At 70.1% G+C, this 25087-nt stretch carries 16 protein-coding genes and 1 pseudogene; 11 read left to right on the top strand and 6 right to left on the bottom strand.

Features of this window, described 5'->3' with window-relative positions; genetic code table 11:
• Window positions 1-207: 207 nt before the first annotated feature.
• The 5 genes from OG435_RS43245 (at window position 208) to recD2 (ending at window position 11143) form a co-directional block, all read left to right on the top strand.
• On the top strand, window positions 208-1770 hold the full coding sequence (locus tag OG435_RS43245; RefSeq protein ID WP_266886061.1) for a TIGR02677 family protein: 1563 nt from the start codon (window positions 208-210) through the stop codon (window positions 1768-1770).
• Window positions 1767-3005 (top strand): TIGR02678 family protein, encoded by a 1239-nt coding sequence (locus tag OG435_RS43240; RefSeq protein WP_266886059.1) that lies wholly within the window; start codon window positions 1767-1769, stop codon window positions 3003-3005. Before OG435_RS43245 ends, OG435_RS43240 begins: the two co-directional genes overlap by 4 nt.
• Complete coding sequence (locus tag OG435_RS43235; protein ID WP_266886057.1) at window positions 3002-7132, top strand: TIGR02680 family protein; 4131 nt, start codon at window positions 3002-3004, stop codon at window positions 7130-7132. The genes OG435_RS43240 and OG435_RS43235 overlap by 4 nt, the downstream gene beginning before the upstream one ends.
• On the top strand, window positions 7132-8364 hold the full coding sequence (locus tag OG435_RS43230) for a TIGR02679 family protein (protein WP_266886055.1): 1233 nt from the start codon (window positions 7132-7134) through the stop codon (window positions 8362-8364). Before OG435_RS43235 ends, OG435_RS43230 begins: the two co-directional genes overlap by 1 nt.
• A gap of 535 nt (window positions 8365-8899) precedes the next feature.
• The gene (recD2, locus tag OG435_RS43225; RefSeq protein ID WP_266886572.1) at window positions 8900-11143 is read left to right on the top strand and encodes an SF1B family DNA helicase RecD2; all 2244 of its coding nucleotides are present in this window, start codon (window positions 8900-8902) and stop codon (window positions 11141-11143) included.
• Window positions 11144-11759: 616 nt separating this feature from the next.
• On the opposite strand, the gene OG435_RS43220 is transcribed toward recD2, so the two are convergent.
• From OG435_RS43220 to OG435_RS43210, 3 genes are all read right to left on the bottom strand, one after another.
• Window positions 11760-13082 (bottom strand): helicase-associated domain-containing protein, encoded by a 1323-nt coding sequence (locus tag OG435_RS43220; RefSeq protein ID WP_266886053.1) that lies wholly within the window; start codon window positions 13080-13082, stop codon window positions 11760-11762.
• On the bottom strand, window positions 13079-13810 hold the full coding sequence (locus OG435_RS43215) for a hypothetical protein (protein ID WP_266886051.1): 732 nt from the start codon (window positions 13808-13810) through the stop codon (window positions 13079-13081). Before OG435_RS43215 ends, OG435_RS43220 begins: the two co-directional genes overlap by 4 nt.
• Before the next feature lie 95 nt (window positions 13811-13905).
• Window positions 13906-14214, bottom strand: a complete 309-nt coding sequence (locus tag OG435_RS43210) for a hypothetical protein (RefSeq protein WP_266886049.1) — start codon at window positions 14212-14214, stop codon at window positions 13906-13908.
• Between OG435_RS43210 and OG435_RS50250 the strand changes: the two genes are divergently transcribed.
• Both OG435_RS50250 and OG435_RS50245 read left to right on the top strand, forming a co-directional pair.
• On the top strand, window positions 14104-14619 hold the full coding sequence (locus OG435_RS50250; RefSeq protein WP_323188016.1) for a single-stranded DNA-binding protein: 516 nt from the start codon (window positions 14104-14106) through the stop codon (window positions 14617-14619). The genes OG435_RS43210 and OG435_RS50250 overlap by 111 nt on opposite strands.
• Before the next feature lie 509 nt (window positions 14620-15128).
• Complete coding sequence (locus tag OG435_RS50245) at window positions 15129-17810, top strand: TOTE conflict system archaeo-eukaryotic primase domain-containing protein (RefSeq protein WP_323188015.1); 2682 nt, start codon at window positions 15129-15131, stop codon at window positions 17808-17810.
• On the opposite strand, the pseudogene OG435_RS43190 reads toward OG435_RS50245, so the two are convergent.
• The 3 genes and pseudogenes from OG435_RS43190 to OG435_RS43175 all read right to left on the bottom strand — a co-directional run.
• Window positions 17809-18015 (bottom strand): annotated as a pseudogene (locus OG435_RS43190) (hypothetical protein); the annotation flags it as partial. The gene OG435_RS50245 and the pseudogene OG435_RS43190 overlap by 2 nt on opposite strands.
• Window positions 18016-18464: 449 nt before the next feature.
• A complete protein-coding gene (locus OG435_RS43180; RefSeq protein WP_266886043.1) occupies window positions 18465-19016 on the bottom strand; it encodes a YceI family protein in 552 nt (183 codons plus the stop codon).
• Window positions 19017-19229: 213 nt separating this feature from the next.
• Window positions 19230-20177, bottom strand: a complete 948-nt coding sequence (locus OG435_RS43175) for a methionyl-tRNA formyltransferase (RefSeq protein ID WP_266886041.1) — start codon at window positions 20175-20177, stop codon at window positions 19230-19232.
• Between the two features lie 261 nt (window positions 20178-20438).
• Between OG435_RS43175 and OG435_RS43170 the strand changes: the two genes are divergently transcribed.
• The 4 genes from OG435_RS43170 to OG435_RS43155 all read left to right on the top strand — a co-directional run bounded on the left by OG435_RS43170 (window position 20439) and on the right by OG435_RS43155 (window position 24988).
• Entirely contained in the window at window positions 20439-21806 is a 1368-nt protein-coding gene (locus OG435_RS43170; protein WP_266886038.1) for a lysine N(6)-hydroxylase/L-ornithine N(5)-oxygenase family protein, read from the top strand.
• Between the two features lie 104 nt (window positions 21807-21910).
• Complete coding sequence (locus OG435_RS43165) at window positions 21911-22999, top strand: FecCD family ABC transporter permease (RefSeq protein WP_266886036.1); 1089 nt, start codon at window positions 21911-21913, stop codon at window positions 22997-22999.
• A complete protein-coding gene (locus OG435_RS43160) occupies window positions 22996-24087 on the top strand; it encodes a FecCD family ABC transporter permease (protein ID WP_266886034.1) in 1092 nt (363 codons plus the stop codon). Before OG435_RS43165 ends, OG435_RS43160 begins: the two co-directional genes overlap by 4 nt.
• 40 nt (window positions 24088-24127) lie before the next feature.
• Window positions 24128-24988, top strand: coding sequence for an ABC transporter ATP-binding protein (locus OG435_RS43155; protein ID WP_323188014.1), 861 nt, complete (start codon window positions 24128-24130; stop codon window positions 24986-24988).
• The last annotated feature ends 99 nt before the right edge of the window (window positions 24989-25087 follow it).

Raw genomic sequence — 25087 nt, 5'->3', positions numbered from 1 at the left:
CGGCTCAGCTGGGACAAAGTGGCCGCGGTTCTGTGCACGAGTGGGCGCGTACGGTCACATGGCGACCGCGCGCAGCTGGCCAAGGGCATCGACGACGTCCCGTGTACGGTCCGGGCGGGGGTCCGGGAGGGCACACACCGCGTTGCGAATCAGCCAAGTGCTTTCGTCCCTGTCGTCCGCTCCGTCTGCTGGGGGACAATGGCCGCGATGAGCGTCACCACCACTGCCCCGGAGCCTCGACCGGACAGCTACAACCCCTTCGCCCACCTCACCGTGCAGAACACAGGTCTCTACCGGCAGGTGATGCGGGCCTTCGTCGTGGCCAAGGAGCGGTTCGCCGTCCATCTGCGTCCGGAGGACGTGCACGCCGCGCTGCCGGCCGACGCGCGGCCCGCCGAGCTGGAAGCCGTGGTCAAGGCACTGGACAGCCTCGTCGGCTGGGGGAATCTGCGGGCCGATCCCGACACTGCCCGGGTCACCGCTGTCGAAGACTTCTACCGGAAGCGGTACATCTACCAGCTCACCCGGGCCGGGGAAGCGGCCGAGGAGGCGTTGGGCGTTTACGACGAGGCGCTCGGGCGGCGCGGTGCGCTGCAGGCCGTCGCCCTGCACGACATCGTGACCCAGTTGCGGGCCCTGCTTGTCTTGGCAGCTGAAGAACAGCCGGATCAGGCCAAAACGCATCTGGCGCTTGACGCGCTCGCGAGCCGGTTCGCCGCGCTCGCCGACAACGCCCGCGCCTTCATGGGGTCCCTGCAGCGAACCATCGACCTCCATGATGTGGAAGAGGAGGTGTTCCTCGCCTACAAAGACCGGCTCATCCAGTACCTGGAGCGGTTCATCCAGGATCTGATCACCCTTGGGGGGCGCATCGCGCGGCTGATCCTGGAGCTGGAAGACGACGGGAGTATCGGGCCGCTGCTGCGGGCTGCCGCCGTCCGCGAGGCGGCCGATGCCTCGCCGGAAGAGGTCGAGCACGCGGAGAAGGAGGCGTATGAACGGTGGGAGGGGCGCTGGGCCGGCCTCGCGGCATGGTTCATCAGCAGGGACGGACGCGAGTCGCAGGCCAGGCTGCTGCGCGGCAGGGCCCTCGGTGCGATTCCCCAGCTCCTGGCCGTCGTGCGGTCGCTGAACGAACGCAGAGCCGGACGCTCCGACCGGTCCGCCGACTTCCGTACCCTGGCCCGCTGGTTCGCCGAGGCACCCGACGACGACGCCCGCCACCGGCTGTGGCGCACCGCCTTCGGGCTGTATCCCGCCCGGCACCTCACCGTAGACGCCGAAACGCTGGCCGCCCGTGCGGCACGGCCTGTGCCCGCGGCCACCCCGTGGGCCGAGGCCGAGCCGCTGCGGATCAGCCCCCAGCTGCGCCGCACCGGCAGCTACGAGCGGCGCGGCAAACCCCGCAAGGTCGAGGACCGGGAGGAGCGACGCCGCGGACTCGCCGAGATAGCCGCCAAGCAGGCCGCCGAGACCGCGGCGGCGCGCGCCCGGCTCGTCACGGACGGGATCACCCGGCTGTCCGGGGTCGGTGAACTCGATCCCTCCTCCTTCGGGCTCTTCCTCCAACTCCTAGGCGACGCGCTGGCCACCTGGCGGCCCGGTATGCGGCACACCGCGGCCACCAGCAACGACGGCTCCATGGAGATCCGACTCACCGCTGTCGCCGATGGCGGAACCGCGGAGATCCGGACACCCGAAGGCATCTTCCGGGGTCCCGACCATCTCATCGAGATCATCGACCTGACGAACGGAGTCGGCGATCGATGAACGGGACCCCGCTCGCCGAGGTGCTCGACGGCCAGCACGCAGCCGATCTCCGCAAGGCTGCTCGTGCCCTGCTCAAGCAGCCTCTGCTGCTGGCCCACGGCCGGTACGCCGACGAGTTCCGTCTCGTCCGGCGACATGCCTCCGAACTGCGTGAGTGGTTCGACCGCAATACCGGGTGGTCGCTCCAGACGGATGCCGAGGCCGCCCGCCTGCGGAAGATACCGGGAGCTCTCAGCGACCCGACACACCCCGCGCGCGAGGCGAGCCGCGCGGCCGCCCCGTTCACACGGCGCCGCTACGTCCTGCTCTGCCTCGCCCTTGCCGCCCTCGAACGCGGCGAGGCGCAGATCGCACTCGGCCGCCTCGCCGACCAGGTGGTGATCGACGCCGCCGACCCCCACCTCGCTCGTGCGGGCATCCAGTTCACCCTGGACCGCCGGGACGAGCGCCTCGACCTCGCCGCTGTCGTACGGCTCCTGCTCGGCCTCGGAGTGCTGCGGCGCGTGGCCGGCGACGAGGACGCGTACGTCAGCGGAGCCGGCGACGTCCTGTACGACGTGGAACGCCGAGTGCTGGCCGGGCTGCTCGCCGCGCGCCGCGGCCCCTCCACCGTGCACACGCAGGCGCTCGGTGACCGGCTGGCCCAACTCGCGGCCGAGACCGCTCTGGACAGCGACGAACTGCGCTTCCGCGCGATGCGGCGCTCACTGACCCGCAGGCTGCTGGACGACCCCGTGTTGTACTACGACGAGCTGACCGACTCCGAGCTCGGCTACCTCACCCGCCAGAGGGGCTTCCTCACCACCCGCATCACCGAGCTGACCGGACTGGTCCCCGAGGTGCGCGCCGAAGGCATCGCGATGGTCGACCCCGACGACGACCTCACCGACGTCCGCATGCCCGAACAGGGCACCCACGGCCACATCACCTTGCTGCTCGCCGAGCACCTGGCCGCGGCCGGCGGTCCCGTTGCCGGCGAACAGCTGGCGGTCAGGGTCCGGGAACTCGCCGCCGAGCACGGCGGATTCTGGGCCAAGTCCGCACGGGAGCCCGGCATGGAGGCCGAACTCGTGGAACAGGCCGTCGCCCGACTCGCCGCCCTCGGGCTGGTCTCCCGTACGGCCCACGGGGTGGCCCCACGGCCGGCCCTCGCCCGGTACGCGGTCGGCGAGACCGTCGTACTCGAACCAGGTACCGCACGTATGCCCGCGCAGCGAAAGGCCCGCACGCCGTGACCCGCCTCCCCACCCCGCTGCGCTCCCGATGGCAGCCGATGCGCATCGGCCTCGTCGACCTCTTCCACTACGACGTCGAGGAGTTCCACTTCCGGGACGGGCGGCTGCTCCTGCGCGGCAACAACGGCACCGGCAAGTCCAAGGTGCTCGCCCTGACCCTGCCCTTCCTGCTCGACGGTGACCTCAGCTCACGCCGAGTCGAACCCGACGGCGACCCGGGCAAGCGGATGGAGTGGAACCTCCTCCTCGGCGGGGAGCATCCGCACTCCGAGCGGCTCGGCTACACGTGGATCGAGTTCGGCAGGCGGGACGAGACGAGCGGCGAGCAGCACTTCCGTACGCTGCTCTGCGGCCTCAAGGCGGTCAGCGGGCGGGGCATCGCACGTCATTGGTACGCACTCACCAGTCAGCGGGTCGACCACGGCCAGGAGGCCGCTGCCGCAGCCGAGACGTCACTCAGCCTGCTCGACGCCACCGGCACAGCGCTGTCCCGGGACCGGCTCGCCGAAGCCGTCGCCGGGTACGGCCTGGTCTACGACCAGGCGAAGACCTACCGCAGGGCCGTCGACGAGGCACTCTTCGGACTGGGCGAGCAGCGCTACGGCGCACTGGTGGATCTGCTCATCCAGCTGCGCCAGCCGCAGCTGTCCAAGCGCCCCAACGAGGCAGCTCTGTCCCGGGCCCTCACGGAGGCGCTGCCACCCATGGACCAGGCGGTCATCGCCGACGTGGCCGAGGCCTTCCGATCCCTGGACGAGGAGAAGGAGGAATTGGCCGCGGCCTCCGCCGCCGAGCGGGCTGCCACCGCCTTCCTGGACCACTACCGGCGCTACGCACGCATCGCCACCCGGCGGCGCGCGCGTCTCCCGCGCGTCGAGCACTCCCGCTACGAGCACCTGCAGCGGGACCTCGCCGAGGCACAGGTACAACAGACACGTGCCCAGGAGGACAGGGCGGCAGCCGAGGAACGGATCTCGGTCCTGGAGGAGGCCGAGGCCCGCCTGCGAGCCCAGGACGCGGCCTTGCGCGAGGGACCCGAGATGCGCAGCGCCCGCGAGCTGGAGCAAGCGGCCAAGGCGGTGGAACGTGCGGAACAGGCCCTGGACCGTGCCCGGGACGACCGAGACCAGGCCGCGGCGCTGCACACCCGGGCCCGCGGGCGGCTGCAGGCCGCCGACAACCGGCTGCAGGCCGCCGGCCGGCTGGCCGAGAGCACAATCGCTCAAGCACGGGAGGCGGCCGCTGCCGCACGGATCGACCTGCCCGGGGACGACGGGCCAGCGGAGTCCGAACTGCGACGGATGACCGAGGAGGAGACGGAACGGGCCGAGCGCGCGCTCGCCCACGCGGAGGACCTCGCGGAGAGGGCCGAGCGCGCCGCCGAGGGCCGGCGCCGGGCATCCATCCGCCTCGACGAGGCGAACGCCGATCTCGACCACAGCACCGCGGCGCACGGCTTGACCGAGGAAACCGCCGTACGGGCCGGGCAGGCCCTGCTGGACGACGTACGGGAACACGCCCGCGCCTGCACCGAGCTGGACTACCCCGACCTGACCGGCCTGCTCGACGAACTCCAGGAGTGGACGGGGCACCTCGACGGGCCCTACCCGGCCCGCACCCGGGCGGTACGGGCCCATGGCGAGACCTCGGCGCTGCTGGCCGATCAGGCAGCCGAAGCGGCGCGCCGGGCGGTGGCGCTGGCGGCGCGCACGGCCCGGGTCCGGGAGGAGCTGACCGCTCTGGAGGCGGGCGGCCGACGAGGGCCCCAGCCCCCGCACACCCGCACCCCGGGCCTGCGTGACCAACTGCCCGGCGCACCGCTGTGGCGGCTGGTGGACTTTCGGGAGGAGCTCACGGGCCAGGAGCGCGCCGGACTGGAGGCGGCACTGGAAGCCTCCGGGCTGCTGGACGCGTGGGTGCTTCCCGACGGCTCGGCCCTCACCGCAGAGGGTCACGACGTACTCCTCTCCCCGACGACCGGGCCGGTGACCGGCACCTCGCTCGGCGCACTGCTGCGTCCGGCGGTGGACGCCGGCGACACCCGTGCGGCGACGGTGGGCGAAGCCACGGTGGCACGGCTGCTCGATGCCATCGGCGCGGGAGGAGACGGCGGAGCAGACACCTGGACGGGGTCGGACGGGTCCTTCCGTGTCGGCACGCTCACGGGCCGCTGGGCCAAACCCGCTGCCCAGTACGTCGGTGAGGGAGCACGAGAGGCTGCGCGGAGGTCCCGTATCGCCGTCCTGCGGGGTGAACTCGATCTACTCCAGCAGGAGTCCGGTGAAGTCGGGGCGCAGTCCGAGAACGTGGCCGCGCGGCGCCGCACCATCGACGCCGAGCTGTCCCGCGTGCCCGACGAGAGCCCCCTCGCCCGGGCGCACGCCCAAGTGGCCGCTTCCGCCGATGGAGTGCGCCGGACCCGCGTGCGATGTGAGGAGCGGGCCGCAGACGTCCTGGAGGCGGCCGAGCGGGCCGAAGCAGCCGCCACCGAACTCACCGGGACCGCCGCTGAACTCGGGCTGCCCCACGACCGGGCCGGTCTCGCCGAGGTACGCCGGGCCCACGGTTCCCTCGCCGTGGCCCTGGCCGCCCTGTGGCCGATCCTTCGCGAACGCGGAGAGGCGGCCCGCCAGGCCGAGGAGGAAGGGGCCGAAGCCGTGCAGGCACAGGAGCGGACCGCCGAACTCGCGCTGCGCACCGAGGAGGCCGGGCGCGAGGCGGCCGCGGCGGACGAGCGTCACACCACACTGCGCTCCACCGTCGGAGCCGCCGTCGCGGAGCTCGAACGACGGCTCACCGAGACGGCCGAGGCCCTGAGCGTCTGCGCCGCAGACCAGCGGCTCACGCGAAAGCAGCATGCCGAGGCAGACAGGGAGGCGAGCAGGGCGGAGGGACGCATCGAGCAGCTGGAGAAGGGACTTGCGGGCGCGTCCGAGGCACGTGCGGAGGCGATCGCGGGGCTCCAGCGGTTCACCGCCACCGGCCTGATCTCCGTTGCCGTACCAGAGCTCCCCGTTCCGGCCGCGGACGACGGCCCCTGGGCGGCCACCCCGGCGATCGTGCTCGCCCGAGCGATCGAGTCGGGCCTGTCCGCGGTCGACGACTCGGACGCTGCCTGGGAACGTGTACAGCGCCGACTGAGCGAGGAACTCAAGACCCTGCAGGACACCCTGTCCCGGCACGGACACACCGCCTCCGCCCGGATGGTCGAGGACGGCATGGTCGTCGACATCGTCTACCAGGGCAGGGAACGCGCCGTACCGGAACTGGCCGATGCGCTCGGCATCGAGGTCGGCGAACTCACCCGCATCCTGTCGTCCCACGAACGGGAGATCCTCGAAACCCACCTGATCACCGAGGTGGCGGGCACCCTCCAGGAACTCATCGGGGCCGCCGAACGGCAGGTGCGCGACATGAACGCCGAGCTGGAGCACCGGCCAACCTCCACGGGTATGAAGCTGCGGCTCGTCTGGAGGGCCTCCCGCAGAGCCCCGTCCGGGCTCCTCCCGGCGCGCGAGCGGTTGCGTCAGTCCGCCGATGCCTGGACCGCGGAGGACCGGACTGCCGTGGGCGAGTTCCTGCAGATGCAGATCGCCCGGCAGCAGACGGAGGACACCTCCGGCAGCTGGCTCGAACACCTCACCGTCGCACTTGACTACCGCACCTGGCACGAATTCGGGGTCGAGCGACACCAGCACGGCCGCTGGGTCCCGGCCACCGGCCCTGCATCAGGCGGCGAGCGGGTTCTGGCGGTGTCCGTGCCGCTGTTCGCCGCGGCCTCCTCGCACTACGCCAGCGCGGCCAGTCCACACGCCCCGCGCCTGGTAACTCTCGACGAGGCGTTCGCAGGGGTGGACGACGACTCGCGCGCCAAGTGCCTCGGGCTACTGCATGCGTTCGATCTGGACGTGGTGATGACCAGCGAACGCGAGTGGGCCTGCTACCCGCAGGTACCCGGCGTCGCCATCGCCCAGCTGTCGCGGATCGACGAGGTGGCGGCAGTGCTCGTCACCCGCTGGGAGTGGGACGGCACGAGGCGGCAGCGCCGTGAGGACCCGGTCAGACCTCCGGACGTGACCGAGGGTGCGCAAGCCGACGTGGCGGGATCGGAGCCGTTGTCGACGTGATGTCCGATGGCGTATCCGCCGACAGGGCCCGCTTGCGGCGCCTGCTGGGCGACCCCAGTACGAGCTGGCTGGTAGACCGGGTGCGCCGGCGCCTGGAGCGCGAGCAGCCGCTCACGGGCCCGGTGTCCCTCAGCGGCCCGACCGAGGGGCAGCGGACAGCAGTCGAACGGCTGCTTGGCCGCTCTCCGGGCAGCGGCCGATCCCTGACCGTTCGGCTCGAAGACGTGGATGCCTTGCTGCGCCGCTCCGGCGTGAGCCCGAACGGGCTCGCCTCCGCTGTCACGGCCCTCACAGGGCCGGTCGTTTCACTCGACAGAGCGAAGGAAGCCGATGCGAGGGCCTGGGAGGAGGCGTACCTCCCGCTGATCGCCCTCGCGGACGAGATCCCGGCTCTCGACTCGTGGACCGGTCGTATGCGCGGTGATGGTCTGTTGCGACGTCTCGTGGGCACACCCGACGCCGCACATGCCCTCCTCGGTCAGGTCGCCACCGTCCTGCGCGGCCTCCCCGTCGACCCGCCCGTCTCGCTTCCCGCCTTCGCAGCCCGATTCCTGGGCGCTGCCCACGCTCTCGACGACGACACCCCGCTGGCCACCGTCACCCTGGCAGGAGTACGAGCACTGACCGGTTTCCCCGATGGCGCGGGCGCCGAATGGCGCCGGGAGGCCTGGGCGTCGGCCGGGTTGCTGCGAGACGAGCTGTCCTCGACCGTCCTCACCCTGAACTTGCGGGGCACTCCCGCCCTGGACTGGGCGGCCGACGCGGGCGAACCGTACGTCCTGACCCTGCGGCAGCTCATCCGCAACCCTCCCGGCATCTCCGCCCCATCGATCCGGATCTGCGAGAACCCGACCGTGATAGCGGCGGCGGCCGATGTCCACGGCGCCGACTCCGCCCCGTTGATCTGCCTCCAGGGACAGCCCTCGGTAGCCGCCGTCACTCTCTTGCGGCAGCTGCACCAAGGCGGAACCACGTTGTACTACCACGGCGACTTTGACTGGGGAGGCTTGCGCATCGCCTCCGCGCTGCTGCGCCGCGTCCCATGGCTGCCCTGGCGCTATACGACTGCTGACTACCGTGCCGCGGCCCTCCCCCATCGGGGCGGCCCACCCCTCACCGGACGACCGGCCGAAGCCCCCTGGGATCCGCGTCTACCCGACGCGCTTGAGGAACTGGGCGTCCGCATCGAGGAAGAGACCGTCCTTGACGCACTGCTGTCCGACCTGGCCTGATGGCAGGGCAGACGGTGGTCAGGCACCCAGGCCGTGGCGCTCATCTGACGCTCGCCCACGTACCGGATCTACTCGTGGGGCGGTGACCATGAGGGCGTGCGGCCCTCTCGACGGGTCCGCCAGCAGGTGGGCCAGGCGCGGAGCGTCGTAGCCCGCGTGGACCATGATCGTGATGTCCGTATCACCTGCCTGCCACTGCCCTACTTCGACGAGGCGGTCAGCATGGGCTCAATGGGGTTGGCGGGGTCTGGCGGGGCCCCTACCTGCACGTGTGCAACCGTGGTACGTGGGATGCCGAACTGGCTGGTCGTCAGTGGACCGTTCTCACATGCGGCCTGGTCGTCGCTGACGGCCAGGAACGAGGCGAGGGTGATATGCCGGTACCAGCTGTGGAAAGGCACAAGCACAGTGTGCGCCGCACGTGTTGGCCGGCACCGGGGCGATGACGTGTGGGGTACGCCTTGCGGCAGAGCTGGGTGAGGGGGTGGGTAGCGTAGGTCCAGGGGTGCCGCGGGCACGGGAGGGGAGTACGAGGATGGGTTTGAGTGGACCGCAGGCGGTACCGCGGCAGCTTGCGGAGGTGGAGGGGGTGCTGGAGCGCATTACCTTCGCGAACGAGGAGACCGGTTACACGGTGGCTCGGGTCGATACCGGGCGTGGTGCGAACGATCTGCTGACGGTGGTCGGGGCGCTGCTCGGTGCGCAGCCTGGTGAGTCGTTGCGGTTGTATGGGCGGTGGGGGTCGCATCCGCAGTATGGCAAGCAGTTCACGGTGGAGAACTACACCACGGTGCTGCCGGCCACGATCCAGGGCATCCGGCGTTACCTGGGTTCCGGGTTGATCAAGGGGATCGGTCCTCGTTTCGCCGAGCGGATCGTGGAGCACTTCGGTCTCGAGAGCCTCGATGTCATTGAGGAGGAGCCGGGGCGGCTGATCGAGGTGCCGGGCCTGGGTCCCAAGCGGACCGCGTTGATCACGGCGGCGTGGGAGGAGCAGAAGTCCATCAAGGAGGTGATGGTCTTCCTGCAGGGTGTCGGCGTCTCCACCTCACTGGCCGTGCGGATCTTCAAAAAGTACGGCGACAGTTCGATCGGCGTGGTCAAGAACGAGCCCTACCGGCTGGCCAGCGACGTGTGGGGCATCGGCTTTCTGACCGCTGACAAGATCGCCCAGGCTGTGGGGATCCCGCACGACAGTCCTGAGCGCGTCAAGGCGGGCCTGCAATACGCGCTCTCGCAGAGCAGTGACCAGGGCAACTGCTTCCTTCCCGAAGAGCGCCTGATCTCCGACGGCGTGAAACTCCTGCAGGTCGATGCCGGGCTGGTCATCGACTGCCTGGCCGAGCTCGTCACCGAGGACGGCGTGGTCCGCGAGAGCGTTCCCGGCCCGGATGGCGAACCGGTCACGGCCGTGTACCTGGTGCCCTTCCACCGGGCTGAGGTCTCGCTGGCGAACCAGCTGCTCAGGCTTCTGCGGACGGAGGCCGACAAGATGCCCGCCTTCGGCAGCCGCAGCCCGAAACCGGTCGACTGGGCGAAAGCGCTCGCGTGGCTTGCTGCGCGGACGGGTGCGGAGCTGGCGCTGGAGCAGCAGGAGGCGGTGAAGCTGGCGCTGACCGAGAAAGTCGCGGTCCTGACAGGCGGCCCCGGGTGCGGGAAGTCGTTCACGGTGAAGTCGATCGTGACCCTCGCCCTGGCCAAGAAGGCGAAGGTGGTCCTCGCCGCTCCGACAGGCCGGGCGGCCAAGCGTCTGTCGGAACTCACCGGGGCACCGGCCTCGACCGTGCACCGCCTGCTGGAGCTGAGACCCGGCGGCGACGCCGCCTACGACCGCGACCGGCCGCTGGAAGCGGACCTGGTGGTCGTGGACGAGGCATCGATGCTGGATTTGATCCTGGCCAACAAGCTCGCCAAGGCGGTAGCTCCCGGCGCCCACCTGCTGTTCGTCGGGGACGTCGACCAACTGCCTTCGGTCGGCGCCGGCGAGGTACTGCGCGACATGCTCGCCGCCGACAGTCCCGTCCCCTCGGTACGGCTGACGAAAATCTTCCGGCAGGCCCAGCAGTCCGGAGTGGTGACCAACGCCCACCGGATCAACCAGGGCCTGCCGCCCCTGACCGATGGCCTGCCCGACTTCTTCCTCTTCGTGGAGGACGACACCGAGACCGCTGCCAGTCTCACCGTCGACGTCGCGGCCCGGCGCATACCCCGGAAGTTCGGCCTTGATCCGCGCCGCGACATCCAGGTGCTGGCCCCCATGCACCGGGGCCCGGCCGGCGCGGGCAACCTCAACACCCTCCTCCAGGCCGCCGTCACACCGGCCCGGGAAGGGCTGCCAGAACGCCGTTTCGGCGGGAGGACGTTCCGGGTGGGCGACAAGGTCACACAGATCCGCAACAACTACGAGAAAGGAGAGAACGGCGTCTTCAACGGCACCGTCGGCCTGGTCACCGCCCTCAGCACCGAAGAGCAAAAACTCACCGTCATGACAGACGAGGACGAAGAGATCAGCTACGACTTCGACGAACTGGACGAACTCGCACACGCCTACGCCGTCACCATCCACCGATCGCAAGGAAGCGAGTACCCGGCCGTGGTCATCCCCGTGACCACCTCGGCCTGGAACATGCTCCAGCGCAACCTCCTCTACACCGCCGTCACCAGAGCCAAAAAACTCGTGGTGCTCGTCGGATCCCGCAAGGCCCTGGGCCAGGCAGTCCGCACCATCAGCGCCGGCCGCCGCCACACCGCACTCGACCACCGGCTGACCATCGGATAACCACCCCCGAGATGCGGGCCCGGCAGGGGAGTGTCATGAACAGGGCGGGTTCTCGCTGCAGGTGCAGGGCCACCGGCTGCTCGGTCACCGTGGCCCCCATTTGCTCCAGCTGCGCCCGGGCCTCGGCAGCCTGGGCCTGCTCCTGGGTCATCGCGGGCCAGCCGGGCATCTCGCGCTGGTCGAGGTAGTTCTGGAAGGCAGTCGGGCGGCGGGGTGCGGGTGATGTCTTGGCCGGCGGCAGCCGTGTCGGCGCTCATAACAACGTGAGCGCCCACAGCCCGGCCGAGGCGTTCGGCGTTGGCGGCAATGGCCGCCAGAACGTGCCACATGTGGGTCTTCCCCTGTCCTCGGCAGCGGCAGCGCGACATGCGGTGTCCGTGGGCGAACGGTTCACCGTGCCCTCCACTCCAGAACGGACCGCATGACGGGCCTTCCATTCGGGGGTCTGTTCTTCGGTGCGGACATGGAGTCGCAGGTCGCGGGTCTCGCGGAGGGAAGCCCACGGTGGGGCGTCGCCGGCGGTGCTGGTGTACCGAGTGCGTGCCGGGCAGGGACGGCACTTGCTCTTGGGGAACCTGGCCAAGGATCCATGGACGGCTGCCGATGTGAGCGGCTTTCAGATGATGGGGTGCCCGAGGGTAAGGGTGGCTTTGCGGAAGCGGTCGAGCTTGTCGGCATGGACGCCGAGGTGGCGGTCGCCGAGGCGGGTGGCGAGCGCGCGGATGCGCCTGTCGCTGGCCAGCAGCGCGCAGGTGGCTGCGTCCGCGCATTCGATCAGGTGAACGGGGCCGAGATCGCGGACCTGGCCGACGCGCCGCTCGGCGTCCGTGAGGAGCGTGGTGACGGTGTCCGGCAGGGCGGTGTCCGCGTGGTTGAGGTAGGTGCGCAGTTCGGAGAGGTTGCGTCCGGCGTGTACGGCTGCCAGGAGGGAGGCGGGGCTCAGGGTCCAGGTCCGGTCGCCGGTGCGGGTGGCGAAGGCGTCCAGGAGTAGGGCTTGGGCAGGGGGGAGGCCGTCGAGGGCGACGAGGTCGTGGTTGGGGAGGATTTTCAGCCCGGTGGCGCTCCCGGCGGTGGTCGATTCAGGGGCGGGCCCGGGGAGGTATGCGGAGGCCTGCCCGGTGGCGTAGGCGCCGAGAGGGGTGAGGCGGATCGCGCGAAGGCCGTCGTAGCGGCTGATCCGCTCCAGCCAGTCGCCACCCCAGTTGTGCTGGTGGTCGTCGCGTGCCCCGGCTGGGTCCGTGTACTCGACGTCGATCAGTCCCAGGGGTGCGGCGTACTCGAACAGCACGGCCATGGTGTAGCGGCCCTGGAGCAGTGTCCAGGGGTGGTGGCCGTCGTAGCCGAGACTGCCGTACTCGGGGTCTTCCAGGTAAAGCTTCCACAGGGCACGTTCGGAGCGTGCGACCGAGGGGTTGTGCCCCGCGTTGCGCATGGCAGTGAAGAGCTGGTCGACGGTGGTCCACTGGTCGGGGGCCAGGGCAGCCAGCGCGGCGCCGACGTGGCCTCGGCGCGGTTTGAGCGCGCTGAGCACGTTCGCGGAGCGCTGGCCTTTGATAGCTTCGACGCGGGAGAACTCGTCCAGGACCGTGCTGGAAAGCCAGCGCTGCCACAGCCCGGCCAGCACCTTGTGTGCGGGTTGAGTGAGTGCCTGTTGGCCACGCTTGGTCAGAGCGAGCTTGCCTGCGGCCAGTTGGGCCAGGCCGCCGGCCTGTAGGAGCAGGGGCCAGGCGAAGGCGGCTATCGGCTCACCGGCGTAGAAGTCGCCTGCGTCCAGTACCTCGGCCACCTGGGCGACGGTCGCGGCGGACGGGCGCAGCGTTGTGGCACTGCACTTCACCCGGCCAGCGGCGCACAGTTGCAGCAGGGTCCGCAGATCGGCCTGGGCGCTGTGTTCGGTGAGGCGGGTCTGCGAGGTCTCGGTGTCGTGCAGGTGGGTCACATCGGCCCCGAGGCGAAGATGTAGTGGTAGTTGCCCGTGCCGCGGGTGCGCTCCAAGGTGGCCAGCACCGTGCGGGCGTCGTCGCGGGGACCGTTGATATAGAGGGGCATTCCCTGGTTCCCGAAGCCGATCTGCGGGAGTGCGCCGACGGGTTCCCCCAGCACGGCGGCGGCTTGAGTGAAGCCGGGGGCCGGCTCGAATCCGAGCTCGCGGGCGTAGGCGACGGCCCCGTAGACGATGGCCCTCGCCTGATCGATACCAATCGGAAGGGAGGGCTCTGCGAACGCGCTGTAGTAGGAGCGTCGGTGTGCCTCCAGCGACCCCGCCCCCATGGTGTGGGGCTCGACCACGCTCTTGACACCCAGGCAGTACACGTCCACCAGTGCACCGGTCACCGTCACCCGGCTTGCCCGCTCCCGGCGTGCCACCAGCAGCTGCGCGAACCCCGCCCCGATCGCCTCCTCACTCGCGGAGGAGTCCTGTCCCACCCAGGCCGGAGGGCAGGCCGACAGGTCCAGCCCGTCGCTCCAGCCCGGGCTCACCCAGCAGCCCACCACCGGCCGTTCTCCCGGTTCCACCGCCTGGTCGGCCGCGGCGGCCCGCCGCACCATCACGGCCGCCTGCCCGGGGCGAAGCCCCAGCGCCTTCGCCACCTGCTTGGGGCCGCTGCCAGCCGCCCGCAGTGCCCTTACCCGGTCCAGCAGCTCTACGTCATCGTCTTCGCGCACCGCGCCATTGTGCCCGACCAGCCCGAACCCCTTCGCTGCGGGCCGTGGACCCCGGCGGCGTCTGGTACCGTGCCCGGGGACGCCCTGGGAGGGTGTCAGCCCGCCCAGTGGCGGTAGGCCTCGATCCATTGCGCGCCGTCCGGTGCGGGAGTGGGCAGGGGCAGATCGAGAAGTCCGACGGCCTGCCGCTGCTTGCCACGGGTGCAGATCCCCACGATCCCGCTTGCGGTGAGATCGACACCGACGACACTCACCTCCACGCCCAGAACCGTCGTGGCAAACGGCATGACCAGATGCTCCTCGACCATCGTGAACAGACCTGTCACTTCCTCGTCCTCGCCGTAGGCGTCGACGGTGGCCTCCTCGACCAGCCCATCCAGCTGGGCCCAGCTCCATGTCCCCATCCCGGGCACGATACCGGCGCGGCCGCTCTGCGTGGGGGCAGAGGCCCAGGCGGTACGGGAAGACCGCGTGGACGGGTTGTCATAGGTCCATGCAAGGCTGTGGAGATGCCTAACGACACACCCCTGACGGTGATTGGGAACCTTGTTGACGACCCGGAGCTGCGGTTCACCCAGGCTGGGATCCCCGTTGCCAGGTTCACCGTCGCCTCCACACCGCGCAGCTTCGACCGTGAAACGAGCACCTGGCGCGACGGGGAGCCGACGTTTTTGGACTGCAGTGCCTGGCGGCAGCTTGCGGAGAACCTCGCCGGGTCCCTGTTTCAGGGGCCCGGGTGGTCGTGGCGGGGCGCCTCCGGACCGACCGGTGGGAGACCCCGGAGGGGGAGAAACGCTCCCGCATGGTGATGGACGTCGACGATGTCGGGGCGTCCATGGCCTTCGCGACCGTTGCCATCACCCGCACCACCCGCCCCGTACCGCCCACACGGGAGACCGCGCCAGACGACCCGTGGGCCGCCGCCAGCCCCGTCCGACCCCCCGTACCCGCTGGGAACGACCCGAGCGACCCGGCTCCAGAAACGCCTTTCTGACAGCCGCGCCCGCGGGCTGCTCAGGGAGAGCAAGGGGGCTCTCCCCTGGAGCCGGATGAACCGGGCCGTTCGCGCCAGGCCTGCGGCCTGCGGCACCGCTGGATCCACGTGTAATCCTCGTCGTCGAACAGTGCCTGGGCCCGATCAGCGAACCTCACCCAGAGCCAGCGCAGCCACACCTTGAGGATCATGGAATCGACGGAGTCGAGTGGTCTCTGACGCCGCGCGAGTTTGCAGCTGGCCAAAGGCTGGCGGCCAAATGGCGGACTGGGCGATCCTGCGGGCAGCAGCGGTGGGTGAATCTGGGTGTTCTGGCTGCGTGGGATGCCTGGATTCTGGATCATGAGGAGGGTGGAGGACTGGTCTGACTGCCATGACCCGGCCGAGCTGCGCATCCGTCTCGACGTCGCCATGGAGGAGAACGCCGAGCTCCGTGAGGAGCTCGCCCTGCTGCAAGCTGAGAACGGGCGGCTGCGAGCGTCCCTTGGCGGCGCTCCCTCCGCTGAGCCCGCTGTTCTGCCGCCGGTTGCGGAACCGTTGCCGGTTGCGCCGGTGGTCGGCGCCAACGGACTGCCGTATGCGGATGCCTCGTCCGGCAGCCAAGCGAAGATCGCGTTGTTTCGGGCACTGTTCGCTGGCCGTGACGACGTCTATGCCCGGCGGTGGGTAAGCGCGAAGACGGGGCGTACCGGGTGGAGCCCGGCCGAGGACGACCCGTTCAACAAGAACAAGGACGACGCTGACCGGGTGTTCTGGCCATTGACCGACGAGACCGTCTACGGTCACCTTGATCCGTCCCGTCAGGGCCGCAGCGAACTGCACGTGGGTCTGTACCCGCTGCTGGCCGATGATACCTGTCGGCTGCTGGCGTGTGACTTCGACGGCAAGGACGGCAGCGACTGGCGCGGGGACGCCACCACCTACGCCAACACGTGCCAGCAGGCTGGCGTGCCCGCCCTGCTGGAGATCTCCCGCTCCGGCAAGGGCGCCCACGTCTGGACGTTCTTCTCCGCGCCCGTCGCCGCCACTACCGCCCGTGCCCTGGGCATGGCGCTGCTGCGGCGGGCCATCGACGCCCGCGGACAGATGGCGCTTTCCAGCTACGACCGCCTCTTTCCCGCCCAGGACCTCCAGCCGATCAAGGCCAAGGGCGGCTTCAAGTTCGGCAGCCTGATCGCGCTGCCGCTGCACGGTGTCTCCCGCGCCACGGCCACCACCGTCTTCGTGGATCCCGACACCTGGCAGCCCTACCCGGACCAGTTCGCTCACCTCTCACACACCGAGCGGCTCTCACCCACCGAGGTCGAGGCGCTCGTCGACAAGCTCGGCCCCGTCAAGGCCGGCCCCGCCGCGACGGCCCAAGAGCTGGGACCGCGACCCCGTCGGAAGTCCCTGGGCAAGGCGCCCGCCGCCGTGGCCGCCCGGCTGTCCGCGATGCTGTCGATCCCCACGGCCGGGCTGCCTCCGCAACTGCTTGCCGCGCTCAAACACGCAGCTTCCTTCCACAACCCGGAGTTCTACCGCAAGCAGAACCAGCGCTTCTCCACCTGGAACACGCCACGCCTCATCTGCAGCTTCGACGCCACGGACCCGGATTGGCTCAAGCTGCCGCGGGGCCTGGCCGACGAGGCCACCCAGCTCGTCGCCGCCGCCGGCGGAACCCTCACCATCACCAGCGACCAGCCCGAGCACGCCGCGATCGCCGCCGACTTCACCGGCGAGCTGACCAGCGTCCAACAGAAGGCCGTCGACGCCATGGCCGCGCACCCCACCGGTGTCCTGGTAGCTCCTCCCGGGGCGGGCAAAACGGTGATGGCCTGCGCGCTGATCGCCCGCCACCACACGCCGACAGCCGTGATCGTCAACCGTGCCGAGCTCCTGGACCAGTGGCAGCAGCGCATGGCCACCTTCCTCGACCTCGGCGACCACCAGGTCGGCTCGCTCGGCGGCGGCAAGGACCGCCGCACCCACGCCGTCGATCTGATCATGCTGCAGACCATGTCCCACCGGGACGCCCCCGAGGATCTCCTCGACGGCTACGGACTCGTGATCGTCGACGAGTGCCACTCCGTCGGAGCGCCCGGAGCCGAAGCCGCGATCCGCACCGCGAAGGCCGGACGCTGGGTCGGCCTGTCAGCAACCCCGTACCGGGCGGACCAGATGGACCCGGTGATCACGATGCAGTGCGGCCCCATCCGCCATGAGATCGAAGACACCAGCACCTTCACCAAGTACCTCGTCGTGCACCCCACCACGTTCACCACCGACGAGCCGGGCACCGACGGCGCCTCGTTCCAGGCGATCTACACCGAACTCGCCCACCACCCCGACCGCAACACCCAGATCGCCGCGGACATTGCCGACGCCGCCGCACGCGGCCGGTGCAGCCTCGCCCTGACCAACCGCGTGGAACACCTCCACCAACTGGCCGCCGCGCTGCAGCCGCACGACATCGAGCCACTGCTGCTCCACGGTGGCCTCCCATCAGCCGAGCGCGCACGCGTCCGAGCCGCCTTGGCCGAGACGACCGCCAGGCCGCTGGTGCTATTGGCGATCGACAAGCTGGTCGGCGAAGGCTTCGACCAGCCTCGGCTGGACACCCTCTTCCTCACCAGCCCCATCTCTTTCAAGGGCCGCGTCATCCAGCAGGTCGGCCGCATCATGCGCAACGGTGAGGCGAGGAAGTCCGACGTCGAAGCCCACGACTATCTCGACGCCGACGTGCCCCAGCTCGAGCGCATGCACCACAAGCGGCGACGCATCCTCGAACGCCGCGGCTTCATCACCACCCTCCCCGAGCTACTGCCGCGGTCACCGAAAGTAGTCCCCTTGCCCAGCACCCCGACGTCCGTCCAGACACCCACACGTCCCGCGCCGACCATTGCGGAGGTCCGGGCCTGGGCCCGCGACCAAGGCATGGCCGTCCCATCTCGCGGCCGACTTCGGCAGGAGATCTGGGATGCCTGGCGCACCGCCCATCCAGGGCAGGACGTCTCGTACGCCTGATGTTGTCGGAGGCTTGGGCGGCCTCAGGGGTGAGGACCTTCGGGGTCTGGTCGGAGATGTCAATGCCCAGCTCGGCCATGGCGGCGACGGCGGAGAGGTTGATCTGGCCTCCGGGCACGGAGCCGGCGGAGCGGACCTCGGCGCAGTCGCCTGTGAGGCGGCGCAGGAACCCGGCCGCCATCAACCTCACCCTCCTCCAGGTCATCACGGTCACCGACCGCTGGGGCACCGCGCAATACTCATCGGCTCTCCGGTCTCCTCGGAGCCCCGGCCCACCTTGCCACAGCCTTGGCCCCGTGGGTCGGAGCTGCTCTCGCCGGCAGCTCGTCGGCTTCACCTACCTCTTTGGTGTCGGTGCTGTCCCTCGCGGCTGCCGGTCTCACCGTGGTTTGCGGCGAAACGAGATACCGTTCACCCTCTTCCCACGCTCACCGTGAGCGTCAAATCAGCGTCACGTTCACGCACGCAGCGCCCATAATGCACGTCGCTGATGGCGTGTAGTCCAGCCTCCAGGGCTATGACCTGTGGTTATCTTTAACCTGTTTTCGTTGGATTCGATTCCGATGACGCACCACGTGGAGTGCGTGGCGATCCTGGAGCCGGTCGCCAAGGGCGCCTGAGCCGCAGGGCCGTCGACGGGCGGGGCGGGGTCGGCTAGCCCTGCCTGATCGCCGAGATGTCGAATTCCAGGACGACCTTGTCGCCGACCAGGACGCCGCCGCCTTCCAGGGCGGCGTTCCAGGTCACGCCGAACTCCTTGCGGGAGATGGCCACCGATCCCTCGAGGCCGACGCGCAGGTTGCCGTAGGGGTCGACCGCGTTGCCGGAGTATTCGAAGTCGATGGTGACCGGGCGGGTGGTGTCCTTGATGGTCAGGTCGCCGATGACGCGGTACTCGGTGTCGGAGCGGGGCTCCACCGAGGTGCTGCGGAAGGTGATGTCGGGGAAGTCGGGGACGTTCAGGAAGTCGTTGGTGCGCAGGTGCTGGTCGCGCTGTTCGACGCCCGTGTCGATGCTGTCGGCCTTGATCACCACCTGGCCGGTGGACCGGGCCGGGTCGGCGCCGTCCAGGTGGGCGGAGCCCTCGAACTGGTGGAACGCGCCGCGGACCTTGGTCACCATGGCGTGGCGGGCGACGAAGCCGATCCGGGTGTGCGCGGGGTCGAGGACGTAGTCGCCGGTGAGCGCGGTGAGTTCGGCGGTCATGGTGGGGTGCCTCCGGGGGCCGGGATCCCGGCGGAGGTGTGCCGGGATCGTTCCGGCCCACGCTAGGGCGCGAACGGTTCCCGCCCCGGCCTGACGCACGGGGCGGCGGCGAAGTGCACTCCGACCAGCGACCCCGGTCCGGGCCGGCGGCCGTGACGGCCGGCCCGCCCGGGGACCGTCCTGGGCGGGCCGGGGTTGGTGGGGACCGGCAGGTCAGGCGCGGGAAGTGAGGTAGCCGCCCATGGACTTGAAGTACTCCGACGCCGGGAGTTCGCGGCCGTCCTCCGTGCGGACGGCGGTGATGGCCAGGCCGTGGTTGCGGCCCGTGCGGGCGTCCGCGCCGGCGACGATGACCACGCCTTCGCCCTCGCGGTAGAAGATGCGGCCGGGGGTGCCGCCGTAGCGGCCCTCGGAGACGACGGCCGTGAGGATCTCCAGGCGCTTGCCCCTGTGGAAGGTGAAGGCGGCCGGGTACGGGGCGGACTGGGCGCGGATCAGGCGCTCCAGGGTTTCCGCGGGCCAGGACCAGTCGATGCGGATGTCCTCTTCGGCCCGCTTGTGGAAGAAGGTGGCCTGGGTGCGGTCCTGCTTCGTGAACTCCGTCCGGCCGGAGGCGATGAGGTCGAGGGCGCCGATCGTCACCGGGGCGATCAAGTCGACCGTCTTGTGGAACAGGTCCGTGGTCGTGTCCGTCGGGCCGACCGGGATCGCGTGCTGCATGACGATGTCGCCGGCGTCGAGCACCTCGTCCATCATGTGCGCCGTCACGCCGACCTCGGGCTCGCCGTTGATGAGGGCCCAGATGAGGGGGGAGAAGCCGGCGTACTTCGGGAGGAGCGAGTCGTGGATGTTCAGGGTGCCGTAGCGGGGGAGCGTGTAGATGCGCGGCGGTATCCAGGTGCGCCAGTTGTTCGCGACGAGGATGTCCGGGTCGGCTTCCTTGAGCTGCTGGAACAGTTCCTCGTCGTCGGGGCGGTTGCGGATGACGACCGGGACGCCGTGCTCCTCGGCGAGGTCGGCGACCGAGTCGCTCCAGATCTTCTCGTAGGCGTGCTCGCTCTTGGGGTGGGTCACAACCATCACGACGTCGTGCTCGGAGTCCAGGAGCGCCTTCAGGGTGCGGTGGCCCCAGGTCTGATAACCGAACATGACGACCCGCATCGGGGTTCCTCCTCAGAAGAGCGAATGAGCAAAGGTAAGTAAAGCAAGCCTTACCTAACGGCGCAACAACCCCGATTCTGGGCTCGATTGAACCGAGTGGGGGTGGTTTGTCTGGGTTGTCTGGTCGACAGGGCTTCTGGATCAGGTTAGCTTTACCTAAGTTCCACTCGGCTGCCGGTCACCGGTGCGCCTGGACGCCCCCTTTCCCCCACCCCTGACACGACGCCTGGCAGGCGGCTGTCCCGCACCAATGGGAGTGACATGTCACAGGCTCTTCCTGGCGACGCACCACTGATCCACGACCTGATTGGTATCGGCTTCGGGCCGTCGAACGTCGCCATGGCGATCGCGCTCAGCGAGCACAACGTGCGCGTCGGAAGGCAAGAGGCGGTCACCGCCCACTTCTTCGAGCAGCAGCCGCGCTTCGGGTGGCACCGCGGCATGCTCATCGACGACGCGACGATGCAAGTGTCCTTCATGAAGGACCTGGTGACGCTCCGGAACCCGACCAGCGAGTACTCCTTCCTCTGCTACCTGCAGGAGAAGGGCCGGCTGATCGACTTCGTCAACCACAAGAACCTGTTCCCGCTGCGGGTCGAGTTCCACGACTACCTCGAGTGGGCCGCGGCCAAGGTCGACGACATGGTCTCGTACGGCCACCAGGTCGTCTCCGTCGAGCCCGTGGTGCGCGACGGCGTCGTCGAGTACCTCGACGTGACGGCGCGCTCCGGCGACGAGGTCGTCGTCCACCGTGCCCGCAACCTCGTCATCTCCACCGGACTGCGCCCGGTCATGCCGGAGGGCGTCGAGCGGACCGACCACGTCTGGCACAACACCGACCTGCTGAAGAAGATCGACGGCCTGGAGGGCAGCGAGCCCACCCGCTTCGTCGTGGTCGGCGCCGGCCAGAGCGCCGCCGAGAACGTGGCGTACCTGCACCGCCGTTTCCCGCAGGCCGAGGTCTGCGCGGTCTTCTCCCGCTACGGCTACAGCCCGGCGGACGACAGCAGCTTCGCCAACCGCATCTTCGACCCGCAGGCGGTGGACGAGTACTTCACCGCCCCGGAGGACGTGAAGCAGCGGCTGATGGGCTACCACGGCAACACCAACTACTCCGTGGTGGACATCGACCTCATCGACGACCTCTACCGGCAGTCGTACCAGGAGAAGGTCCTCGGCACCGAGCGGCTGCGCTTCCTGAACGTCTCGCGCCTGACGGGCGTGGAGGAGAGCGCCGACGGGGTCCGCGCCACCGTCAAGTCCCTGGTCACCGGCGAGGAGAGCGTGCTCGACGCCGACGTCGTGGTGTGCGCCACCGGGTACCAGCAGGCCGACGGCCTGGGCCTGCTCGGCGAGGTCGCGGACCGCTGCCACCGCGACGACCAGGGCCGGGTCCGGGTCGAGCGCGACTACCGCGTCGCGACCGACCTCGAAGTGAGCTGTGGCATCTACCTCCAGGGCGGCACCGAGCACACGCACGGCATCACCTCCTCCCTGCTGTCCAACACCGCGGTGAGGGTCGGCGAGATACTCGACTCGATCCTCGACCGGACCCTCAAGGCCGTGCCCGAGCAGGCCCGTCCGGTCGCCGGGGGAACGGGCGGCGCAGCCCGCCAGCCGGCCGTCTGACCGGTCCCCGCTCCGCTCACTGCCGTGCCTCCCGGGCGTTTCCCGCCGGAGGCACGGCAGTAGTGTGCAACCAGTTGCCCCATACATAAGGAACGTCCGTGTCCGTGCCCACTGGTACTCGCCTCCCTGCCGGCGGCCCGTCCGCGGTCGAGCGCCCGACGCCTTCCCGGGTCGTCGCGCGGGTCCGGCGGCGGCGGATCCTGGGTCTGGTCGCCGTCCTCGCGGTCCTCGTGGCCGCGGCGCTGGTGTCACTGGCCGTCGGTGCGCGGGCGCTCAGCCCCGCCGAGGCGTGGCACGGGCTCTTCGCGGATCCGGACCCCGACCAGAAGCTCTCCGAAGCCCGGCTCATCATGCGGACGGTACGGGTGCCCCGTACGGTCCTCGCGATCGTGGCGGGCATCGCCCTGGGCGTAGGCGGGGCGCTGATCCAGGGGTACACGCGCAACCCCATCGCGGACACCGGCCTGCTCGGGGTGAACACCGGCGCCTCCTTCGCCGTGGTGTCGGCGATCGCCCTGTTCGGGTTCACCGACCCCTTCCAGTACGTCTGGTTCGCCTTCCTGGGCGCCGCGCTCGCCGGTGTCGTCGTGTTCGGGCTCTCCAGCATCGGCCGGGGCGCGGGCAATCCGCTGACGCTCGCCCTGGCCGGGCAGGGGGTCACGGTGTTCCTGATGGCCATGACGACGGCGGTCGCGCTGTCGGACAAGGCGGCGCTGAACGCCCTGCGGTTCTGGAACGCGGGGTCGGTGGCCGGTGTCGGCTTCGACGTCATCTGGCCGGTGACCGCCTTCATCGTGGTCGGGCTGGTGCTGGCGCTGGCCACCCTGCCCTCCGTCAACCTGCTGAACCTGGGCGACGACGTGGCCCGGGGACTGGGCGTGAACATCACGCTGATCCGGACCGTCGGCATCGTCGCCATCACGCTGCTGGCGGGCGCGGCCACCGCGGCGTGCGGGCCCATCGCCTTCCTCGGGCTGATGGTGGCGCACGTGGCCCGCTACCTGGCCGGGCCCGATTACCGCTGGCTGGTGCCGTATGCGGGGCTGCTCGGCGCGGTCGTCCTTCTGGTCTGCGACATCGCGGGACGCGTCGTGGTGCGGCCGGGAGAGCTGGACGCGGGCATCCTCGTCGCTCTCCTCGGCGCTCCGTTCTTCGCGATCCTGGTGTGGCGGGGAAAGTTCAAGAGCGCATGAACCTGACGGAGCACACGAGCGCGACAGTGGAGAAGCCTTCGGCGAAGCCCTCGGTGGCCCCGGGGGTGCGGCTCGGCGGCATGTCGTTCGTCTGGCGGCCCAGGATCGTACTGGTCACGCTGCTGCTGGCGGCGGCGGCCTTCATGGCCTTCTGCCTGTCCATCGCCGTGGGGGACTTCCCCCTCGGCCTGCCGCAGGTGGTGGCCACCCTCTTCGGTGGCGGCGAGCAGGTCGACCAGTTCGTGATCATGGACCTGCGCATGCCGCGGGCCCTGGCCGGGCTCGTCGTGGGCGTCGCGCTCGGCATGTCCGGGGCGATCACCCAGTCCATCGCCCGCAATCCGCTGGCCAGTCCGGACATCCTCGGGATCACCGGAGGCGCCAGCGCGGTCGCGGTGTGCCTGGTCACGGTGTCGGGCGGGGCCTCGGCCGCGGTCGTCAGCTCCGTGGGACTGTCCGGAGCGGCGCTCGCCGGAGGCCTCGCCACGGGGCTGCTCGTGTACTTCATGGCGTGGCGGCGCGGGGTCGACGGCTTCCGGCTCATCCTGATCGGCCTGTCCGTGAGCGCCGTGATGGAGGCGATCACGACCTGGCTGCTGGTCACCGCCGACATCAGGGACGTGGCGCGGGCCCAGGCCTGGCTGGTGGGCTCCCTGGACAACAGGTCGTGGGACGAGGTGGGGGTCGCGCTCTGGGGCACCCTCGCCCTCGCGGTGGTCGTGGCGTGCGTGGCCTTCCAGTTCAAGCCGCTGCACTTCGGTGACGACGTGGCCGCCGGTCTCGGCGTCCGGTACGGGCTGGTACGGGCCGTCCTGCTGCTGTGCGCGGTGCTCCTGGCCGGCTTCGCGGTGAGCGCGGCGGGACCGGTCCCCTTCGTCGCGATGGTGGCGCCGCAGGTGGCCCTCCGTCTGACGAAGTCCCCCACGCCGCCGTTGGTGGCGTCCGCCGTGGTGGGAGCGCTGCTGCTGATCGGTTCGGACCTGGTCGCCCGTACGGCACTGCCGATCACCCTGCCGGTCGGCGTGGTCACCGCCGCGATCGGCGGCCCCTTCCTCGTCTACCTCCTGGTGCGGGCGAACCGCCGCTAGGTGATAGAAAGGTTAGGCAAGCCTAAATAAAGGGGGAGTCGTGGGCGCTCAGTCCATCACCGGGATCCAGTCACGGGTCGAGGGCGTGCCGCGGTTGGCAGCCAGGGGCGTCACGGTCGGGTACGGCGACCGGACCGTCATCGACTCGCTCGACGTGTCGATCCCGCCGGGCGTGGTGACCACGATCATCGGCCCCAACGGGTGCGGCAAGTCCACCCTGTTGCGGACCCTGTCGCGGCTGCTCAAGCCGACCAGCGGCTCCGTGGTCCTGGACGGTGAGGACATCGCCCGGCTGCGGACCAGGGACGTGGCGAAGAAGCTCGGCCTGCTGCCCCAGGCGCCGGTCGCGCCGGAGGGTCTGACCGTGGCCGACCTGGTCGCCAGGGGCCGGCATCCGCACCAGAGCTGGCTGCGCCAGTGGTCCTCGGACGACGCCTCCGTCGTGGAGCGCGCGCTGGAGATGACGGGGGTCGCCGACCTGGCCGACCGGCCCGTCGACGCCCTCTCCGGCGGGCAGCGTCAACGCGTGTGGATATCCATGACCCTCGCTCAGGGCACCGACCTGCTGCTGCTCGACGAGCCCACCACCTATCTCGACCTGGCGCACGCCGTCGACGTGCTCGACCTGGTGGACGACCTGCACGAGTCGGGATGCACCGTGGTCATGGTGCTGCACGACCTCAACCTGGCCGCGCGCTACAGCGACAACCTGATCGTGATGAAGGCCGGTTCGGTGCTGGCCCAGGGGCATCCGCGCGAGGTGCTGACCGCCGAGCTGCTGCAGGAGACGTTCGGCCTGCGTGCCATGGTGATTGACGATCCGGTGGGCGACCGGCCGCTCGTCGTGCCGATCGGGCGGACCCACGTCCGGAGCGAACCCGTCCAGAGTGCGGGCAGCTGAAACCAGAGCGTTACCACTTAGGCTAGGCTTACCTCACTTCCCCGGGGTACGGTTTGCCTGCCCTAAGTGGGGCCGCAGTGGACAGCACGAAAGCAAGGG

Source organism: Streptomyces sp. NBC_01264 (assembly GCF_026340675.1).
GTDB lineage: Bacteria > Actinomycetota > Actinomycetes > Streptomycetales > Streptomycetaceae > Streptomyces.
Note: the sequence above shows the minus strand (reverse complement) of the source record. Positions and strands in the feature narration are given on the sequence as shown.

Bases quoted from the DNA above. Each gene is read 5' to 3' on its own strand.
- OG435_RS50250 (WP_323188016.1), top strand. From the start codon at position 14,104: ATGCTCCTCGACCATCGTGAACAGACCTGTCACTTCCTCGTCCTCGCC.
- OG435_RS43240 (WP_266886059.1), top strand. From the start codon at position 1,767: ATGAACGGGACCCCGCTCGCCGAGGTGCTCGACGGCCAGCACGCAGCC.
- recD2 (WP_266886572.1), top strand. From the start codon at position 8,900: ATGGGTTTGAGTGGACCGCAGGCGGTACCGCGGCAGCTTGCGGAGGTG.
- OG435_RS43230 (WP_266886055.1), top strand. From the start codon at position 7,132: ATGTCCGATGGCGTATCCGCCGACAGGGCCCGCTTGCGGCGCCTGCTG.
- OG435_RS43170 (WP_266886038.1), top strand. From the start codon at position 20,439: ATGTCACAGGCTCTTCCTGGCGACGCACCACTGATCCACGACCTGATT.
- OG435_RS43180 (WP_266886043.1), bottom strand. From the start codon at position 19,016: ATGACCGCCGAACTCACCGCGCTCACCGGCGACTACGTCCTCGACCCC.
- OG435_RS43210 (WP_266886049.1), bottom strand. From the start codon at position 14,214: ATGGGGACATGGAGCTGGGCCCAGCTGGATGGGCTGGTCGAGGAGGCC.
- OG435_RS50245 (WP_323188015.1), top strand. From the start codon at position 15,129: ATGCCTGGATTCTGGATCATGAGGAGGGTGGAGGACTGGTCTGACTGC.
- OG435_RS43175 (WP_266886041.1), bottom strand. From the start codon at position 20,177: ATGCGGGTCGTCATGTTCGGTTATCAGACCTGGGGCCACCGCACCCTG.
- OG435_RS43245 (WP_266886061.1), top strand. From the start codon at position 208: ATGAGCGTCACCACCACTGCCCCGGAGCCTCGACCGGACAGCTACAAC.
- OG435_RS43160 (WP_266886034.1), top strand. From the start codon at position 22,996: ATGAACCTGACGGAGCACACGAGCGCGACAGTGGAGAAGCCTTCGGCG.